This window comes from Blautia sp. ZXY-1-B12 (genome assembly GCF_056339915.1).
On the sequence record NZ_JBWJVP010000193.1, the window covers coordinates 1 to 19842 of the forward strand.

Sequence of the window (19842 nt, forward strand, 5' to 3'; positions counted from 1 at the left end):
AAGGTGCAAACCTTTATTCCTCCTTAGCTCAGTCGGTAGAGCATGCGGCTGTTAACCGCAGTGTCGTTGGTTCGAGTCCAACAGGGGGAGTTTTCGGAAACATGAAGTCCGATATCAAATTCAATTTTCTACCAGGCTCCATGGTCAAGCGGTTAAGACACCGCCCTTTCACGGCGGTAACAGGGGTTCAAATCCCCTTGGAGTCATTATGTAAGATTTCTTACATATAATAAAAAGTGAATATGGTGCCATAGCCAAGTGGTAAGGCAAAGGTCTGCAACACCTCTATCCCCGGTTCAAATCCGGGTGGCACCTCTTGAAAAACCTTAGAAATATCTTCTAAGGTTTTTTTGTGTTAATGTATACTGACACTTGCGATAGTGACACAGGATGGATTCTGATAATTTCTGGAAGTCACAGAAATAACAGGCTACAGGAGAGGGAATTTCGGTGGCTCCTGAACTGTTAGATGTTCACCGATCAGCTTCTCCATCCAGACCATATTATACCAGTGGTTGAATTTGTAACCGCATTTATGGAACTCACCTACAAGACGATATCCCATATGAGTGTGAAATTCTACACTGTTTTTGTCAAGATGTTCATCTTCCTTTGGAGGATAGGCAATGCAGGCATTCATATTCAAGATACCCTGTTCACGTAAAGCGGTTTCAAGGGCATCATGAAGCCTGCGGCCTATCCCTCTGTGTTTAAGAGACTGATCAACATAAATAGATGTTTCCACAGCCCAGTCATATGCAGGTCTTTCATGGAAAGGACCTGCATATGCATATCCAAGCAAAGTTCCTTTTTCCTCAGCTACAAGGTAAGGGTATTTTCTCAGAGTGTGTTGAATCCGGGAAGCAAATTCTTCTGTGGAGGGAACATCATATTCAAAGGTGATGGCTGTATTTTCTACATATGGTCTGTAAATTTTAAGCAGTGCCGGTGCATCTGCAGCAGAAGCGGTACGGATTATTATTTTATTGTCCATGATAATTTCCTTTCTGAAGTGTGTTTGAAAAATATATGTAACTATTCATCAAATTTTGCAGTCACTATAAAACCTCGCGGTGTATGTTCAATATTTTTTACGATTCCTTTTCTGGATTTGATGCGTTCTGCATTGGGATAACAGCCGGACATTGCCACAGCCGGTTCAATGATATAACTGTAATTCATAAAAGACTGATATTCGGAAATTTCTATTTCATCTCCCACATTTATTAATCCTTGACGTTCCATTTTAAATTTTTCCTGACGCATATAATTCCTTCTTTCTGTGTCAAGCGGATAAAATCATCCGCTTTGCTACGCAGCTTTACACCGAATAACTGCTCCGCAGGGGACTTACCTGATTCGGTTAAATAGAGTAACAGTTCAGTATATGATTGTTTTACCAAAGTGCTGTCATAAGTGAAGCTGCCATATAAGTATAACACAAAAAAAGTAAACAACAATGATTGTTATAAAAAAGTAAAATAAATGAAAAAAGTACTTGAATACGTAGGATTAAGCATATATAATTAATAGAAATTGTGCTGTTTACAGATAAATGTCAGAACTTTGCGACTGACAGGATTTTGGAAGCTGCTTTTTATATTGATACGGAAAGGGGAAATTACATGAAAACGATCGTCGTTTGTGATGATGTTGAGATTGAAAGACTTCTTTTAAAAGAAATATTGTGTCAGTATTTTGAAGAAATAAATGAAGAGGTTTCAATTGTAGAATATGATTCAGGAGAGACGCTTATAGCCGATGTGGAAGAAGGATACATTGCTATGGATCTGCTTTTTCTGGATATTTGTATGAAGAAACTTAATGGAATGGAAACTGCAAGAAAATTGAGACAGATACAGTGTAAGGTGCCGATCATTTTTCTTACCGCCTCACCGGATTATGCCATAGAGAGTTATGAAGTACAGGCTTCCGGATATTTGTTGAAATCATTTTCAGAAGAGAAACTGATGAAACTTCTGAACAGGATTCTTAAAACGGATATGAAAAGGCGTGTTGCGATTAAAAACAGAAGACAGTACCGTTATCCATGTACAGATGATATCATGTATATTGACAGCAATAAACATAATGTCACCCTGCATCTGTCAGATGGTTCCGAAATTATAACAGTGGACAAGCTGGGAGAAATTGAGAAGAGAATTAACGAGAAACGTTTTCTGCGCTGCCATCAGAGTTATCTGGTAAATATGGATTATATTAAGGATGTAGAGGACGATTTTATTATGGAAGATGGAACACTTGTGCCTATACGTGTTCGTGGGCGGAAAGAAATACTGGATACGTACTATGATTATTTTGTAAATCATTTTGGAGACTCAAAGGACACTTTTGCAGAATAAATTGCTGAATTTGCATAAAATGAAAAGAGGGCGTAAATGCTGATATAATACACATTAAGGTACAGCTGATATAAAAAACAGATAAACTGGGAACGGGGAATGCAAGACACAGTATTATTGTTTTAAATCAGTCGTTATACCTGACCTATTATTAAAAAGTGTGTGAAAAGTGTGTGTTATAAAATGTGTGTGAATGTGTGAAAAATCCCCACCGAAAGTCAATGTTTCCTCGGCATTGAGATTTCGGTGGGGATTTTTTGATATAATATTATCTGATATCAGATGTATCAGAAGAATCCTGTTCAGCAGTTGTCAGGGCAAGCTCCAGAGAAGTGTCTGTGAAGAAGGTATTAGCATTATACAGGTACAGAATTTCCTGAACATTTTCAACCTGCATTAACTGCTCCAGATCTCCAAAGTAATAACGGGGATCAATCATTATGATCTTTCGGTAATGCTGAGCAAGAAATGGGATGAAGCTGTTTGCGTATGAATCCTTAAGCACAAGCAGTGTATTATCTGTTTCAGTAGGAGTACTGATCTTTATCTGAGCGTGGTTTCCACCAAAGAATAATGCATATTTATCTCTTGTCTCAAGTTTCTCGGTATCATAGAAGCTGGCACTTTTTTTCTGTTCGTCTACATAATTAACTACAGAAGAGAGCGCCTGATCTCCGGTGGGGAGAAATACATCGATCTCATCTTTTTCGCCGGAGCGGAAACCGCTTTTGGCAGACAGTGTTCCCTGAAAAGAACGGGTGACAGGTGCTTTGTCATAAGTGTCTGCTGAAGTATCAATTCCCATATCTTTGGCTGCCTTAAGATAGGCATAATAAGCACCTTGGGTAGTCCAGTGATGATCAGTGTGATAATAGAGGTCTTCCATTTTGTGATCTTTAAAAGTGCTGCGAACATCAATAAAGGTCACACCTGCATCGGTCAGGGAGGCAGAGAGGCTGTCAAGCCAGGAATTCTGATCCTGGACAGGGGCAAAAGCAGGAAGCCTGTCGCTCAGGATATTCACAGAATTTGGGGCGATCAGTGCATATTGTTTCAGATCAGAATGTTTTTGCGCAAAGTCAGTCATTGCTTTTACAGTGGCGTCATACTGTGTCTGATCAGGCGCTTTAAATTCTTCCATAAGATATCCGGATTTTCCAACGTATACGCCATTAGATTCTACTTTTCCCATCAGACGGTCAGTTCCGGCTTTCAGGGTAATCCACAGATCGCGAAGTGGAAACTGATCATTTTCATAGGTTTCAAATTGTTTTTCAAATCCGCCGGAAGCAATCTGACTGCCGTTTAAATGAGGCAGGGAAGAAAGTACGCGGTTTTCTTTTTCAGAAAATCCTCTGTCAGGAAGCACAATGCTCAGAATGAGTACGATCAAGGGGATAAATAAAAACAAAAGTCCCATTCTGTGGAAAAATAAACGATAATTTCTTAATGATTTTTTCATATTGTTTACCTTCTAAAATTTTGCATATAAAAATGGTGTGTAAGAGTTATAAACCATATAGGCAATCGATAATGCAAATAAAATAAGATTTATGATCACTGCAGCAACAGGTCTGCGTCTGACCAGACGCTTAAAGTACTGGTAAGGAGCAGGACGGCACATAAGAATACTGATCAGAAGAAGGATAAATCCTGTCTTGAGGTAGTAAAGTGCAGTTTTGTCTATGAAACCGGAAGCTCCGATCCCAAACATAGTTCCAAGGTAATGGCCAAGGGCACCAAAGTCTGTCTGGCTGAAGAATACCCATCCGATCATGACTACAAGCATAGTGTATACAGTGCAAAGCCAGGATGGTATTTTTTTCAGATATTTCTGAAGTACAAATTTTTCGAGTAAAAGGAAGAGTCCGTAATAAACACCCCATAGTACGAAATTCCAGCTTGCACCATGCCACAGACCGGTAAGTGCCCATACCACAAGGATATTTCGGATATGTTTCAGAGTGGAGACCCGATTACCGCCAAGCGGGATATAAATATAATCTCTGAACCAGCTTCCAAGAGAAATATGCCAGCGTCTCCAGAATTCAGAAACACTGGTGGAAATATAGGGATAATCAAAGTTTCTTATTAAAATCAAATCCCAGCATTTTTCCCAGACCGATGGCCATATCCGAATAGCCGCTGAAGTCAAAATAAAGCTGCATTGTATAAGCCAGAATGCCAAGCCATGAAGTAAATACAGACATCTGTGGATGACCACAGATACTGCTGTATAAAACCGAGAGATTATCTGCCAGAAGAACTTTCTTTGCAAGACCTTTGACAAAAAGCTCTGCACCGGTACCGAATTTGGAGATATTGATGGTGCGCTGCTTCAGCTGCGTCTCTATATCCGTATATCGTACGATTGGTCCGGCAGAGGTATAAGGAAACATTGTGCTGTATACGGCAAAGGTCAGGAAATTTCGCTGCGCACTGACCTTGCTTAAATAAATATCAAAAAGATAGGACAAATTACGGAAAGTGTAGAAAGAAAGTCCTATCGGCAGCGAAAGCTCCGGATGAGGGATATGGATACCGATGATTCCTCCGATTGTGTTAAGTAAGAAACCATAATATTTAAAAAACACAAGTACTGCAAGATTTATAATGATCGAGAAAATCAGATTAATTTTCTGTTTCCTGTCGTCATAATATAAACGTTCCAGTTCTGTACCCATATAATAGTTGAAGATACTGGAAAACAGCATGAGGATCACATATACAGGTTCTCCCCAGGCATAAAAGATCAGACTGCCCAAAAACAGCAGCAGATTGCGGAGCTTTCCCGGTACCAGGTAGTAGATCAGCATGAAAACCGGAAGAAAGCAGAATATAAAAAATATACTGTTGAATACCATATTAAAAGTTCTCCAATCTGGATATTATGAATATTATAGTAATTCTCTTAACTGCATTTTCTCTTAACGGTATTATTAAGAGGACTGCCATAGTAATGGTTCTGCAGTCCATTAGCGTAAAATGCGGAACAGTTACGAGGATTAAAGTAAAATGCTTATATCATGGAAAGAAAGGCAGTGCGCCAGTTCTGTGCGTCTGCGCCGCACATATAATATACATAGTTTCCTTTTTTTCCAACAACTGCATTGTTCAGAAGAGCCATCTGATCTGTGCCATAGCCCTCAAATACCTGCTTCTGACCGGAGAGATGGGCGTTTGCATTTTCAAGCAAAGTATTTGCCTGGGTATTGTCAGTGGCCTTCATAATACAGATTTCTTCTACTGCCATGGGTGAAGCGGCTTTGTAGAAGAAATAACCGTCAATATTGCGGTCATCTGTCTGATAATAATGTTTCAGATCAGAACGTGCTTCTTTATTTAAAGAAGTGATATCAGAATCCTGTTCCATAGTCTGTGCAATCTGTTCCATGGGTACATTCTTTGCGCTGTCGGAGGTATACAGGACAGTCAGATATGCGATAAGGAAAAGAACAAATGCACCTTTGATAAAAATATGTAAATAATTTTTCATGCCTTTAACCCCGCAATCTGTGCCATATTTGTCAGCCATTTGGGATAGTAGTCCTGAATCACATGTTCACCGTCCGGTTCATACAGATTCTCTGAACTGTCTGTTACAATCGTTGAATTGTCAATAAAGGTACATCCCATTTCCTGACAGAGTTTGATAAGTCCTTCATTATAATCAGGGTAATATCCAAGATCAGGAGTCTGTGCGATCGCTTCATCAGTAATCGGCAGAATGCAGTTGATATAAATTGGGACATCCGGTAAGGCTGTCTGGATTTTCTTTATCTGCGTCCTGTATGCATCAATAAATTCTGATGAAGCCGAACCATATATTTCCAGGTCGTTGGAACCAAATGCCATGAATACATGAGAGGGATTCAGAGCAATTGCCGTACTGATCTGATCATCGGCTGCACCTACATTTAATCCTCGTTTGCTGACTACCACATCCGTATCTAGATATCCGTATTCTACGATGGATTCTGTGATAGAGTCACCGATGATGACGTTTCCGGCAAAAACCTGTCGGATTTCTACATCACTTAACAGGGTAGATCCAGAACCGTCTGAAGCATCAGAACCGGAAGAAATGCCGGTTGTCTGTTTCAGAGCCTGAAGCTGTTCTTCTGTCTGTGAAATGTCTGAATTTTCCAGAGCCTGAAGGCGGGCTACATTTTCTTTACAGACAGAATCATTCTCATTTCCGCGGGTGCATAAAAAAATCACTGCACCGGCGAGTATAACACCGACAGGGATAAGAAATAAAACTTTATTCTTTGGTTGTTTTTTCAAAATAAATCCTTCCTATGGAAAAATATCCATTTTATGACATAGTTTTATTTATAGCAATACTTTCAAATGTATTATTTATGAGTATCGCTATAATTATAATACGCACTAAAAAAACTGCAAGGAAAAATTCACAAATTTTACACAAAGTCATGCAGTTGCCTGTGGACGAAGAGAAAGAAAGAAGTTATACTATCTTAATAGAAGCAATAGAATAGTATTTTTAACGTTACTGTTCACACATCACTATCCCGCGAGGTGTTTTGGCATATTCATGCCAAAATCCCGAGACATACAAGCCAAAATTCCATTGCCGCAGGCAATCTGGAATGAATTTTGGCTAAGTTACTGTGAACGGAGTGAACAGTAACTTTTTAACCGAATCAAGTAAGTCCCCTGCGGAGATTGCGAAAAGCAATAAGAGTGGGTGTGGACTTGCTATCATACAGTCAGGAGGAAAAGGTTATGGGGAAAAAAGTTTCTGATTTTTTAAAAAGCGAGATTTTATCATCGGTTTTTTATCTGGCATTTGGTCTGTGTCTGCTCCTGGTTCCGGACCAGACCGTAAACATTATCTGCAAGATTGTATTCGGACTGGTAATGATCGCTTCCGGTATTTATCATATTGTTATTTATACAGCTGAGAAGGAAAAGGCAACGATTCTTGATCTGTTTACGGGTGTAATCGTCATGGTGCTTGGAATTTTTCTTTTCTTTACACCGCAGATCGTGATCAAAATCCTGCCATATTTACTGGGAGCCTTGGTACTGGTTGACAGTATCTGGAAGATAAAGGGAAGTTACAGACTGAAAAAAGCCCAGAGAGGACGCTGGAAGATTATTCTTATTGGCTGTCTGGTATTTATTGCGCTGGGTGTTTCCATGTTGCTCTATTCTTTTTTGAGTGTAACCCGGATGATCCTGTTTTCCGGAATTATTCTGACTGCTGATGGAGTGGCAGACATTGTATTTTTGATCATGATTCGTCTTGGAATGAAAAAATCCGAAAAACTCTGTGCTGAAAAAGAACAGGAAGAGAATGGCAAAGAGAAACCATGGGATGACCCGGCAGATGCAGGTCTGGACGAAAAAGTGCAGGATAAATCTTTAAATGAAGATGAAACAGAATGGAAGCAAGATACAGATTCTCAGGTTCAGGAAGCGGAGATGGAAATAGAAACCGGGAAGACTGCAGATGCAGCAGATGCAGACGCCATTCTGGATGCAGAGATGCAGACTCCGGATGAAGGCGTGGAAAGTCCCGGCAGAGAAATCCGGGAAATGCTGAAAAATCATGATGAACCGCTGGAAGAATGGAAGGACTGAGTGAAATATGCAGGAACAGAATCCCATTGTACTGATGAATTTCTCCGGAATTTACAGAGAAGAAGAATTCTGGAAAAACAGACAGGTATCCTGGATTGAGCTTCAGGATGTCTGTGGGACAAACTGCTATTGTGATGAGGAAGCAATCGCAGAGATTAATAAACGAACAGAAAATTATCCAACTGCCGGAATCCATTTTATTGATTCCGGCAATTATCACTATATGACAAGACTTTGGCTGACAAGAATGGATCAACCGTTCTGTCTGCTGGTATACGATAATCATACAGATATGCAGCCTCCGGCTTTTGGTGGGATTTTGTCGTGTGGAGGATGGATCGCGGCAGCGTTGGAGGAACTGGAGAATCTGAAATATGTGATCCTTGTGGGACCGGATGAAGCAGCCTATGAGCAGGTAGATGAGAATCTGAAGGACAGAGTGATATTTCTCTCCAGAGAGAAACTTCAGGTGATGAATGATGAAGAGAGAAACTGGTTTCTCAGGGAAACAGTCAGTGAAGTATGTAATTGGAGAAAATCGGAAGGTTTACAGGAAGATGCTGAAAAATTCCTTCCATTATATATATCTGTTGATAAAGATGTGCTTTGTACAGAGGATGCACAGACGACATGGAGCCAGGGGGATATGAGGCTGACAACTTTGGTGTCCGGTGTACAGACTGTATTGGAATGTGCAAAAGAAAGCAGTGGAAAGATTGCCGGTGTGGATATCTGCGGAGAAGCAGATGCGGAAGCGGTACATGAGAATGAAGCCAATGATTATGCAAATGAAAAATTGCTGGAGGTTTTTGAAGGTTTATTTGGGAAATCCGACTGTGAATAATAAATAAAATGAGAGAGTGACAGGAAGTATTTTAAGATTTGAGAGGATTTGAGACATGCATAATGAATTGTTGCATATAGGACCGTTGACGGTATATGGTTATGGATTTATGATTGCCATGGGAGTATTGGCTGCCTGGTTTGTGGCTGAGCAGAGAGCGCGTAAACTGAAACTTGCATGTGAACATATTTTTTATCTGGTAGTGTGGTGCGCCATTGGTGGATTTACATCTGCGAAGATTTTGTTCTGGATCACCAACTGGAGGGAATTTCTGCAGAATCCAAGGCAGATCATAGGATCAGATGGATTTGTGGTATATGGAGGAATCATCGGAGGAATTCTGGTGGGCTGGCTGTACTGCAGGATAAAGAAGTTGAAATTTCTGGAGTATTTTGATCTGATGATGCCATCCATTGCACTGGCACAGGGATTTGGCAGGATTGGATGCTTTCTGGCAGGCTGCTGTTATGGGAAAGAAACTTCAGGGCCTCTGGCGGTTACGTTTACAAATTCAGATTTTGCACCCAACAATGTTGCTCTGATCCCGACACAGATTTATTCCGGTTTTTTGGATTTTGCCCATTTTCTGTTGCTGCTTTATGTGGCAAAGCATAAGAAAGCAGATGGACAGGTGGCTGCCTGCTATCTTATTTTCTACAGTATAGGAAGATTTGTGATCGAATTTTTCAGAGGAGATATTGAAAGAGGAAGCGTAGGAGTATTGTCGACTTCGCAGTTTATCAGTATTTTTACAACTGTGGCTGGAATTATATTATTACTGACTGTTGTGAAGAAACAAAAGCAGGAAGCGAATATCAGTCTGAACAGTAAAGGTTAGAATTGTCATAAAGAGCATATATTGTGCATATCATGTATAAAAAATCCAGGGAGGACAGTAATGTTCGGACCTGACGATTTTGAAGTGCAGATACAGCAGGAAAACCCCCCGGGCATTCATGCTGAGCCGTCAATACCGCCGGCACAGGATGAAGAGTACGGGGATTTTATTGTAAAACATGGACAGAATATGGGCGGAAAATTTCTTCCTGTGAATGAATTGTTTGGAATTCTATATATTCCGCTGAATGAGATTGGTCCGCTGGAAATTAATTCCTATACGTATGCATCTTTGCCGAAGTGTTATACATTTATGGATGCGGATGCATTAAATTCATCCGGGATTACGCGGTTACATAATCATCCCTATCTGAAACTTCAGGGAGAGGGCACAGTGATCGCAGTGATTGATTCCGGGATTGATTATCTGAATCCAATCTTTCGAAACGGAGATGTAAGCCGTATTGCATATATCTGGGATCAGACAATTCCGGGAAATGAGGATGAACAGGTTCCTTATGGAAAGGTTTTTACCGGAGAGGAAATTAATCAGGCATTGCTGTCGGAGAATCCACAGGAGATTGTACCCTCATTGGATGAGAACGGACATGGTACAGCTATGGCAGGGCTGGCAGCAGGCAATTTTGTACCCACAGAAAATTTCTCAGGAGCAGCTCCGAAAGCAACGATCATTGTGGTGAAATTAAAGAAAGCAAAATCCTATCTGAGAAAATTTTACCAGTATCCGCCACAGGCACCGGTATTTCAGGAAGACGACATTATGCTGGGGATTTCTTTTGCAGTGAAGATGGCACAAGAGATGGGAATGCCGGTTTCCGTTTGTCTGGGACTTGGCACCAATCAGAGCGCACATGTTGGTGACAGTGAGCTGAGTCGATATGTAGATTATATTAATGAAGATTCTCAGGTATCAGTATCTGTGGCAGCAGGAAATGAGGGTGCAGCACAGCATCATTATACAGCAGAGTTGGACTATGTGAAAAATCAGGATACTGTTGAACTTCGTATTGCGGATAAAGAAGAAGGATTTTCCATGGAATTTTGGGGAGATCCGCCGGATGACTATGGGATATCGTTACAGTCACCGGCAGGAGAAAAGCTGTATGTGAGCAGTTCTCTTGGTGCAGGTACTCAGGAATTAAGTTTCATTTTTGTGGAGACGAAAGTGCTGGTCAATTACGTAAAGATGGAGCGGATGACCGGGAAACAGCTGATTTATTTTCGCTTCTTTCATCCGGCAGCAGGTATCTGGAAGGTAAATGTCAGTAAAAAAGGAATATCGGGAAGCAGGTTTCACATGTGGCTTCCGGTGCAAGGGCTGATTTCGCCGGATACTTATTTTCTGGAGTCTACACCTTATATAACTGTTACTGCACCTGGGGATTCAACCAGAGGTATTACGGCAACAGCTTATCAGTATCTGGATAACAGTCTGTATTTTCAGGCTGGGAGAGGGTTTACTCCAAATAACCAGGTGACACCTGATCTGGCAGCACCGGGAGTAGATCTGCTCATTCCATTGCCGGGAGGGGCGTTTGGAAAGGCTTCGGGGAGCAGTCTTTCTTCGGCTGTTGTTGCAGGAGCAGCAGCATTGGTGCAGGAATGGGCGATCGTGAGAGGAAATATTCCTTATGCATCGGGAAATACGGTGAAGTTTTATCTGCAGAAAGGGGCAGTGAGAGAAGAACAGATGGAATACCCAAATCCGGGATGGGGATATGGAAGACTGGATCTGTATCGGACATTTGAGATTATAAACTGAAAGGTTTATGAAATACTGGAAAATACATATAAAAGATAAAATAATAACCAAATTTTAAGAGTAAATATTGTATAGTTTTAGACCAAAAATAATTAGACTGTCTAATTGTTTTTTTGGACAAAAAATGTTACAATCGTACAAAAGAAATTGGGAGGCAATTATGAAGAGAGGCAGTATTTTTGAAACTGACGGAATCCCCCACATGAGTGAGGCTTTACCCCTTGCCATGCAGCATGTCGTAGCTATGATCGTTGGCTGTGTCACACCGGCGATCATCGTTTCCGGAGCAGTTCCAGGCGGACTCTCCAGAGAAGACCAGGTTATCCTGATTCAGTCGGCACTGGTCATTGCAGCATTGTCAACTTTGCTTCAGCTGTTTCCGATTGGCGGAAAGGCGAAATTTGCAATTGGCTCAGGCCTGCCTATTATCATGGGTGTCAGCTTTGCTTACGTGCCAAGTATGCAGGCGATAGCGGAATCGTATGGAATAGCAGCAATCATGGGTGCGGAGATTGTTGGTGGTATCGTAGCAGTTGTTATGGGTTTGCTGGTCAAGAAGATTCGGGTATTTTTCCCGCCGCTAATTACAGGAACAGTCGTATTTACCATCGGTCTTTCCCTGTATCCGACTGCCATTAATTATATGGCAGGCGGTACCAGCAGTCCGAATTACGGATCCTGGCAGAACTGGGCAATTGCATTTTTCACGCTGATCGTTGTTACAGTTCTGAATCATTTTGGAAAGGGAATCTGGAAACTGGCATCTATTCTGATCGGTATTATAGTGGGATATCTGGTTTCTATTCCGTTTGGAATGGTAGATTTCTCAAGCATAGGGGAAGCAGGTGTCTGTCAGCTTCCATCTCTGATGCATTTTGGAGTACAGTTTGAGCCGTCTTCCTGTGTTGCACTGGGAATTTTATTTGCTATCAACTCTATTCAGGCAATCGGTGATTATTCAGCGACTACGATCGGAGCTATGGACAGAACACCTAAGGATGATGAACTGCAGCGCGGAATCGTTGGTTATGGTCTTTCTAACGTTGTAGGCGCATTGCTCGGCGGACTTCCCACAGCAACATACAGCCAGAACGTTGGTATTGTTACAACTACAAAGGTTATCAACCGTTGGGTACTGGGACTTGCAGCTGCAATTCTCGGTATAGCAGGTCTGGTTCCGAAATTCTCAGCTATCCTGACAACGATTCCTCAGTGTGTACTGGGTGGTGCAACTGTGTCTGTATTTGCATCGATCGCAATGACAGGTATGAAGCTGGTTGCTTCTGCTGAGATGGATTACCGTAATTCATCTATCGTAGGACTTGCAGCTGCACTGGGAATGGGTGTATCTCAGGCAACAGCTGCACTTGCAAGCTTTCCCACATGGGTAACAACAATTTTCGGTAAATCACCGGTTGTCCTTGCAACTATTATTGCAGTAATGCTTAATGTGATCCTTCCGAAAACACGGGATGAGCAGAAAGAAGAGGCAAAAAAAAAGATTAAAATAGAACAGAAACTGGAAGAAGACCACAGGGAATTCGGGGAATAAAAACAGAAACTGAATATGGGAAATATAAGGTGTGCTTTCACAGGGGGATGTGGGAACACACCTTTTTATTGAATTGCTATGGAAGGTAGTTGTATGATATAATGAAAAGCAATCACATTAAATCAAACGATACAGGAGGTTTCTTATGTCCAGAAAGAATCTGATCGTCGGTCAGTCCGGCGGTCCTACCGCAGTAATTAACAGCAGCCTTTACGGAGTTGTATCCGAGGGAATGCGTCATCCGGAAGCTATTGAGCATGTTTACGGAATGATAAATGGAATTGAAGGATTTTTAAATGGAACAGTTCTTGACTTTGCCGAAGCACTTCCGGGAGAGAAACTTGACGGTCTGAAAGTCACACCAGGTGCTTATCTTGGTTCCTGCCGCTATAAATTGCCGGAATCACTGGAAGATCCGGTTTATCCAAGACTTTTTAAGAAATTTGAAGAAATGAATATTGGCTGGTTTTTCTATATCGGTGGAAATGATTCCATGGATACGGTGAGCAAACTTTCCCGTTATGCTGCGCAGACAGGCAGTGATATCCGTATCCTCGGAGAACCAAAAACAATCGACAATGATCTGATCCACACAGACCATACTCCGGGATTTGGAAGTGCAGCCAGATATGTAGCTTCTACAGTCCGCGAGATTACCATAGATGCAAATGTGTATGAAAAGAAATCCGTAACGATTATAGAAATTATGGGCCGCCACGCAGGATGGCTCACTGCTGCATCTGCACTTGCCCGCAAATATACAGGAGACAACCCTCTTCTCATCTACCTTCCGGAAACAGCCTTTGACCAGGAAGAATTTCTTAAAGCAGTAGAGAACTCCTTTGAGAAAAACTGCAATGTCATTGTCTGCGTATCAGAAGGAATCCATGACGACAAGGGCACATTTATCTGTGAATACGACAATTCCGTAGGCACTGATACCTTTGGACACAAAATGCTGGCAGGCTGTGGTAAATATCTCGAAAACCTTGTCAGAAACCGCCTCGGTGTAAAAGCCCGTTCTGTAGAACTCAACGTCAGCCAGCGTTGCTCTGCATCTATGATGTCCGCCACAGACCAGCAGGAAGCCATCAAAGCCGGAGAATTCGGCGTACAGGCAGCCCTCAACGGCGAAACAGGAAAAATGATCTCATTTATCCGCAAAGAAACCTCTGACGGAACCTATATCATGGAATGTGGTCTTGAAGACGTCAATGCCATCTGCAACGAAGAAAAAACAGTTCCACCAGAGTGGATCACAGAAGACGGATCTGACGTCACTGAAGCCTTCATAAACTACGCCCGCCCTCTGATCCAGGGAACAGTACAGATCCCCTGCGGCAAAGACGGCCTCCCGTCATTCGTATACCGCAAATAGTATCAAATAAATTGCGAATCCATTGTTTTTATATTTGCAAACTGCTGACATATATTATAACAGCGCAGGAAAATTAATGGTCTGGCGTGCATTTGCAGGATACTTAGATATTCTTAGACGATAAAAATATGCGTTATGAGCCCGCAGGGTCACTGTCTGAGCGACAGCGAGTTTGACCCTGCGGGCTCATGCTTTTAGCAGATTTTTATCGCCTTAGAATATCTTAGTGTCCGAAACCGCACGCCAGACCATTAATTTTCCTGCGCGTCCGTCAGACAATAAATAAAATCACATATTATAATAGGCCGCATAAACCCCATTCATATCCAACAGCTCTTCATGTGTCCCCCTCTCAGCAATCCCATCCTCAGTGATCACAATAATCTCATCCGCATCCCTGATCGTAGAAAGTCTGTGCGCGATAGTAATAGTAGTACGGTTCTGTGAAAGCTCTTCAAGACTTCTCTGGATCCATCGTTCACTCTCATTATCCAGAGCGCTCGTAGCTTCATCAAGGATCAGGATCGGCGGATTCTTCAGGAACACACGTGCAATGGAAATCCTCTGTTTCTGACCGCCCGAAAGTCTTGTTCCGCGTTCTCCGACATAGGTATCATACTGCTGTGGAAGTTCCATAATAAAATCATGAATGCTTGCCCGCTTTGCAGCTGCAATAATCTCTTCATCAGAAGCTCCCGGTTTTCCATATGCAATATTATCCCGGATCGTACCGTCAAACAGATAGACATCCTGCTGTACAGTTCCGATATTATTTCTGAGACTCTTCAGAGTCAGGCTGCGGATATCTTTTCCATCAATAGTGATCCGTCCCTCTGTTACATCATAAAAGCGTGGCAGAAGAGAACAGATAGTAGTTTTCCCGCCACCTGACGGACCCACAAGTGCCACAGACTTTCCGGCAGGGATATCAATAGAGATATCACTGAGAACAGGGGTATTATCGTCACTGTAATGAAAAGATACATGCTCATAGCTTACATGTCCCTTCACATCAGTAAGTTCTCTGGCATCCGGAGCGTCTGTGATCTCTGACTCTGTTTCCATAACATCAAGGAAACGGCGAAAGCCTGAAAGACCCTTTTGCATCATTTCGACCAACTCGACCAGAATCTGGATCGGACTGATAAAGATTCCGATATAAAGTGCATACATGGCAAGATCTGCAGTCTGCATTTCTCCGTTGGCAATAAGATAACCGCCATACACCAGAGTGACCAGATACATCATTCCCTGAAAGAACAGATTAGAGCTCATAAAGCTTCCCATACAGCGATAATTATCACGCTTTGAAAGCAGAAAAGCTTCATTGCTTTTTTTGAATTTGTTATGTTCAATATCTTCATTTGCAAAGGACTGTACCACACGGATACCGGAAAGTGTGTCCTGGAGACTTGCATTGACATCCCCGATCTTACGTCTGTTTTCCATAAAAGTTGTCTGCATTCGGGCATTCTGCTTAAAGGAAAACCAAAACATAACAATAACAAGGATGATCAGTGGAAATGCCAGTTTCTTATTGATAAAGAAAAGAAAGACAAAAGCACCGATGATCTTTACCAGAGAGATAAAAAGGTTTTCAGGACCATGGTGTGCAAACTCGGAAATATCAAAAAGATCACTGACCAGCTTGCTCATCATCTGACCGGAATTATTCTGACTGTAATAGGAAAATGAAAGCTGTTGGTAATGATCAAATAATTCCTGCCGCATATCCCGTTCCATATTTGCTCCCATCATGTGTCCCTGGCAGGTTACATAATATTTGCAGAGACATTGGAGCACATACATAAGAAAGAGTCCTCCTGCGATCACAGGCAGTGCATGAAGAATCCTTGACTGATCCTGAGTGAACAGTGTTTTTGTCATAGTCCGCAGGATCTGAGGATATGCCAGATCTATCAGACTGATCACGGCAGCACATATCAGATCAATAAAAAAGACCGTTTTATACGGACCATAGTAGTGGATGAATTTTTTGATAGTATTCATAAGATAAAATCCTTTCATCTGTGATAGAATATATGTGATTTTATAGTAACATAACAGAAAGGAAAGTCAATAGAGGGGCAGGAACAGGACTTTAAAATGAAGCTTTTTTGTGTTATATTGTGGTTATGGTAATTTCACAGGAGAGGAAGATGATCTGATGCAGGACAGAAAGCTTGAACAGGCTCTGGAGATTTATTTTCAGGAAAATCCGGACAGAGAGTCCGATAAATATCAGGAGATACAGAAATACCTGAAGCTCAGAATACGTTCTGTAATGGAGCTTCTGATAGAGAATGAGGATACAGAAAGGATGGAGCAGATCGAGAAATGCGGATGGTTTTCCGCAAATGAGCTGGAGAATTTTATAAGATGTGCACAGGAAAAAGCAAAGCTGCGTTCTCTGGTATGGCTGCTTCATCTGAAAGATAAAAAATATGGATACCCAAAAAAAGACTTTTCACTGTAAAACAACAACAGAGCAGGAACTTACCGGAAAAAAAATCCTGCAAAACTGCAGAAATCAATTATATCTGGACTTTCCTTATCTGGACGGGGCATTTGCAAGTCTGGAATACAAAGCAGACAGCAGCATTGATACAATTGGGACAGACGGGGAGCTGATTTATTTTAATCCGGTATTTCTTATGAAAAAATATCTGGAAGATCCGGCAGCAGTAAGAAGAGGATATCTGCACATGCTGCTTCACTGTCTGTACCTTCATATTTTCATGGAACCTGACAGAGATTCCGGTGAATGGGACAGGGAATGCGACTGTTTTGTAGAGCAGCTGATCGACAAGGCTGTCGGAGAAGGCAAAATCAGCCTGAAGAAAAGAAAATCAGATGATACACAGGTGAACACAAATACTTTTGATGATCACATATTCTGGCAGAGAACTGCCGGACAGGCATCAGGAGGCAGGAGAACAAAGGAAAAATGGGAACATATCCTTGCTTATACCTCACAGAATAAGACCGGTATGCAAAGCAGGGCAGGGACTCAGACAAACGATCAGCAGGAAGAACTGGATGAGATCTACCGCAGTAAATATGATTACCGGAAATTTCTGAAGCAGTTCTGCAGACTGCGGGAGGAAGTGGAGCTGGATACGGAGAGCTTTGATTATATTTTTTACAGCTTTGGAATGGAACATTATGGAAATATTCCATTGATAGAACCGTTGGAGTATAAAGAAGTAAACCGTCTGGAGGAGCTGGTGATCGCCATTGACACATCCGGTTCATGTTCAGGAGAAACTGTACAGAGATTTCTGGGTGAAACCTATGGGATTTTAAGTGAAAAAGAGAATTTTTTCAGCAGGATGAAGGTATATATCGTCCAGTGCGACTGTTTTATCCAGAAAGTGGATGTGATCCATTCTGAGGAAGAGTGGAAGGAATACATCCGGAACGTTAAGATCCAGGGCAGGGGAGGTACAGATTTCCGCCCTGTATTTGAATTGATCCGTCAGGAAAAAGAGAGAAAAGAACTGAAGAATCTCAGAGCACTGATCTATTTTACAGATGGTGACGGGATTTATCCGGGACAAAAGCCGGATTATGAGACTGCATTTGTATTTCTGAAACGGACGGACAAGATGAAACTGGTGCCGCCATGGGCGAAATGTCTGATCACAGGAACGGGACAAACTGCGGAGCAGATGTCAGTTTGAGTAAATAATGTTACTGTTCACTGGTAATATCCCGCGAGGTGTTTTTTGTGAGCGAAGGTCACAGAAAACCCGAGACATACCGCGCGAATTTATGCGATTAGCATAAATTCTGTGCATCGCGAAGCGTGTTGCTGGGAACGGAGTGAACAGTAACTAAATAATTAGCAGGAGTATGATAATAAAATGAACATACAGGAAGCAAAAACAGAAATCTGTAATACACTTCGTGCATATCTGGCGAAGGATGAGAATGGATATTATACTTATCCTCTGATCCGTCAGAGACCGCTGTTGCTGATCGGTCCGCCGGGAATCGGCAAAACTGCCATTATGGAACAGGCGGCAGCAGAGTGCGGTGTGGGACTTGTAGCCTACACCATTACCCATCACACCCGTCAGAGTGCCATCGGTCTTCCGGAGATCGTTAAACGGAATTACGGTGGAAAAGGAATGATGGTGACAGATTACACAATGAGTGAGATCGTGGCATCTGTCTATGATTGTATGGAGAATACAGGCAGGAAAGAGGGAATCCTGTTTATTGATGAGATCAACTGTGTGTCTGAAACCCTGGCACCGGCAATGCTGGCACTTCTCCAGAATAAAACCTTTGGAAGTCATAAGATTCCGGAAGGCTGGATTCTGGTAGCAGCGGGAAATCCACCGGAGTATAATAAATCTGTCAGGGAATTTGATATTGTCACACTCGACCGTGTCCGTAAGCTTACAATTGAGCCTGACTGCGATATCTGGCTGAAATATGCAGGACAGCAGAAGGTGCACCAGGCGATCATTTCTTATCTGTCTGTGAAGAAAAACAATTTCTATGCGGTGGAGAATACAGTAGACGGTAAATTCTTTGTGACTGCCAGGGGATGGGAGGATCTTTCAAGACTTCTGCAAAGCTATGAAAAGCTGGGGATCGGGATCAGTGAGGAACTGGTGGAGGAATTTCTCCAGAAAGAGGAAACAGCCAGAGATTTTGCAGGTTTTTATCAGTTATATACAAAGTATGGGGAGGATTATGAAATCCCGTCGATCCTGTCCGGAAATCTGAGCCGGGAGAATCTGGCGCTGAAGGAGAAGATGGCTGCAGATGGAGCTTTTGAGGAGCGTTTTGCAGTTGTAAATCTGATCCTGGGGGCATTGAGAGAAAAAGCGGAAGAATACGGACAGGCAGATCATCAGCTTGAGATACTCTATGAGATGCTTCTGCATCTGAGAACTCAGGTGAGAAAGAATGCTGAGGAAGAGAAGCTGGGAATTTCATTGCTTGAAGAATTTGTGCAGGAACAGGAAAACAGTCTGCAGATCAAAGTAAAGATGGAACTGATCTCAGTAAGAGAACAGAAATATCAGGAGACGGCAATCCGCAGGCTGAGGGAATATATTCTGACAGCAAAGAAAGAACATGTGCGGTCAGCTGAAAATGGATTTAAGCGGATCAGTAAATGTTTTGAAAAAGAAGCAGTATGCAGAGAAGATATGATCCAGAAACTCCAGGGAGAAACTGCGAGAATGCCTTTTCATTTATTAAAGAGAGCTTTGGCGAAAATCAGGAAATGCTGCTTTTCGTGACAGGGATCACAGCGGATAAGTCAATGACTTCGTTTATTGCCGGAAATGGCTGTCCGGCATATTTTGAACACAGCGAGATGCTTTTATATAATAAAGAAGAAAATGAACTGCGAAAAGCGTGTCTGGAGGCAGTGCATGAAAGACTACAGGAAGAAAGCCGTGACCGGGTATAATATCTGTTACAGACAGTATCTGAAAACGGCAGTCAGTATAT

The 19842-nt window shown here is 42.0% G+C and carries 17 protein-coding genes, 3 tRNA genes and 1 pseudogene; 14 read left to right on the forward strand and 7 right to left on the reverse strand.

The features are described from left to right. Nucleotides 1-17 precede the first annotated feature (17 nt). From AC075L_RS11145 to AC075L_RS11155, 3 genes are all read left to right on the forward strand, one after another. Nucleotides 18-90 (forward strand) — tRNA-Asn (locus AC075L_RS11145). Between the two features lie 44 nt (nucleotides 91-134). Continuing rightward, nucleotides 135-206, forward strand: a tRNA-Glu gene (locus tag AC075L_RS11150). 38 nt (nucleotides 207-244) lie between these two features. Then, nucleotides 245-315: transfer RNA gene (locus AC075L_RS11155), tRNA-Cys, on the forward strand. 115 nt (nucleotides 316-430) lie between these two features. On the opposite strand, the gene AC075L_RS11160 is transcribed toward AC075L_RS11155, so the two are convergent. Both AC075L_RS11160 and AC075L_RS11165 read right to left on the reverse strand, forming a co-directional pair. After that, entirely contained in the window at nucleotides 431-994 is a 564-nt protein-coding gene (locus AC075L_RS11160; RefSeq protein WP_022380558.1) for a GNAT family N-acetyltransferase, read from the reverse strand. 41 nt (nucleotides 995-1035) lie between these two features. Further along, complete coding sequence (locus AC075L_RS11165) at nucleotides 1036-1266, reverse strand: hypothetical protein (RefSeq protein ID WP_476387687.1); 231 nt, start codon at nucleotides 1264-1266, stop codon at nucleotides 1036-1038. Nucleotides 1267-1625: 359 nt separating this feature from the next. On the opposite strand from AC075L_RS11165, the gene AC075L_RS11170 reads away from it, so the two are divergent. Then, nucleotides 1626-2363, forward strand: a complete 738-nt coding sequence (locus AC075L_RS11170) for a LytR/AlgR family response regulator transcription factor (RefSeq protein ID WP_022380556.1) — start codon at nucleotides 1626-1628, stop codon at nucleotides 2361-2363. 268 nt (nucleotides 2364-2631) lie between these two features. On the opposite strand, the gene AC075L_RS11175 is transcribed toward AC075L_RS11170, so the two are convergent. The 4 genes and pseudogenes from AC075L_RS11175 to AC075L_RS11190 form a co-directional block, all read right to left on the reverse strand. Continuing rightward, nucleotides 2632-3825 carry a DHHW family protein gene (locus AC075L_RS11175; protein ID WP_022380555.1) on the reverse strand — a complete coding sequence of 398 codons (1194 nt, stop codon included), beginning with the start codon at nucleotides 3823-3825 and terminating at the stop codon, nucleotides 2632-2634. Between the two features lie 12 nt (nucleotides 3826-3837). Beyond that, nucleotides 3838-5227: pseudogene (locus AC075L_RS11180) on the reverse strand (MBOAT family O-acyltransferase). Nucleotides 5228-5382: 155 nt separating this feature from the next. After that, the gene (locus AC075L_RS11185) at nucleotides 5383-5859 is read right to left on the reverse strand and encodes a DUF4358 domain-containing protein (RefSeq protein ID WP_025579382.1); all 477 of its coding nucleotides are present in this window, start codon (nucleotides 5857-5859) and stop codon (nucleotides 5383-5385) included. After that, nucleotides 5856-6650 (reverse strand): GDSL-type esterase/lipase family protein, encoded by a 795-nt coding sequence (locus AC075L_RS11190; protein WP_008707883.1) that lies wholly within the window; start codon nucleotides 6648-6650, stop codon nucleotides 5856-5858. Before AC075L_RS11190 ends, AC075L_RS11185 begins: the two co-directional genes overlap by 4 nt. A gap of 462 nt (nucleotides 6651-7112) precedes the next feature. On the opposite strand from AC075L_RS11190, the gene AC075L_RS11195 reads away from it, so the two are divergent. The 6 genes from AC075L_RS11195 (at nucleotide 7113) to AC075L_RS11220 (ending at nucleotide 14367) form a co-directional block, all read left to right on the forward strand. Continuing rightward, on the forward strand, nucleotides 7113-7973 hold the full coding sequence (locus AC075L_RS11195; protein WP_055060232.1) for an HdeD family acid-resistance protein: 861 nt from the start codon (nucleotides 7113-7115) through the stop codon (nucleotides 7971-7973). Nucleotides 7974-7980: 7 nt separating this feature from the next. Continuing rightward, nucleotides 7981-8817: a hypothetical protein gene (locus AC075L_RS11200; RefSeq protein WP_022380551.1), complete on the forward strand. Its 837-nt coding sequence runs from the start codon at nucleotides 7981-7983 to the stop codon at nucleotides 8815-8817. 55 nt (nucleotides 8818-8872) lie between these two features. Next, nucleotides 8873-9655 carry a prolipoprotein diacylglyceryl transferase gene (locus AC075L_RS11205; RefSeq protein WP_008707888.1) on the forward strand — a complete coding sequence of 261 codons (783 nt, stop codon included), beginning with the start codon at nucleotides 8873-8875 and terminating at the stop codon, nucleotides 9653-9655. Nucleotides 9656-9715: 60 nt separating this feature from the next. After that, a complete protein-coding gene (locus AC075L_RS11210) occupies nucleotides 9716-11437 on the forward strand; it encodes a S8 family peptidase (RefSeq protein WP_022380550.1) in 1722 nt (573 codons plus the stop codon). 160 nt (nucleotides 11438-11597) lie between these two features. Continuing rightward, nucleotides 11598-12989, forward strand: coding sequence for a uracil-xanthine permease family protein (locus AC075L_RS11215; RefSeq protein WP_195990753.1), 1392 nt, complete (start codon nucleotides 11598-11600; stop codon nucleotides 12987-12989). A gap of 145 nt (nucleotides 12990-13134) precedes the next feature. After that, entirely contained in the window at nucleotides 13135-14367 is a 1233-nt protein-coding gene (locus AC075L_RS11220) for a 6-phosphofructokinase (RefSeq protein ID WP_195990754.1), read from the forward strand. 288 nt (nucleotides 14368-14655) lie between these two features. Here AC075L_RS11220 and AC075L_RS11225 read toward each other — a convergent pair whose 3' ends face one another. Further along, entirely contained in the window at nucleotides 14656-16377 is a 1722-nt protein-coding gene (locus AC075L_RS11225) for an ABC transporter ATP-binding protein (protein WP_022380548.1), read from the reverse strand. A 157-nt stretch (nucleotides 16378-16534) separates the two neighbouring features. On the opposite strand from AC075L_RS11225, the gene AC075L_RS11230 reads away from it, so the two are divergent. From AC075L_RS11230 to AC075L_RS11245, 4 genes are all read left to right on the forward strand, one after another. Then, the gene (locus AC075L_RS11230) at nucleotides 16535-16843 is read left to right on the forward strand and encodes a hypothetical protein (RefSeq protein ID WP_022380547.1); all 309 of its coding nucleotides are present in this window, start codon (nucleotides 16535-16537) and stop codon (nucleotides 16841-16843) included. Continuing rightward, the gene (locus AC075L_RS11235; protein WP_022380546.1) at nucleotides 16812-18050 is read left to right on the forward strand and encodes a vWA domain-containing protein; all 1239 of its coding nucleotides are present in this window, start codon (nucleotides 16812-16814) and stop codon (nucleotides 18048-18050) included. The genes AC075L_RS11230 and AC075L_RS11235 overlap by 32 nt, the downstream gene beginning before the upstream one ends. 183 nt (nucleotides 18051-18233) lie before the next feature. After that, entirely contained in the window at nucleotides 18234-19628 is a 1395-nt protein-coding gene (locus AC075L_RS11240) for an AAA family ATPase (protein WP_476387688.1), read from the forward strand. After that, the gene (locus tag AC075L_RS11245) at nucleotides 19625-19801 is read left to right on the forward strand and encodes a hypothetical protein (protein ID WP_476387689.1); all 177 of its coding nucleotides are present in this window, start codon (nucleotides 19625-19627) and stop codon (nucleotides 19799-19801) included. Before AC075L_RS11240 ends, AC075L_RS11245 begins: the two co-directional genes overlap by 4 nt. The last annotated feature ends 41 nt before the right edge of the window (nucleotides 19802-19842 follow it).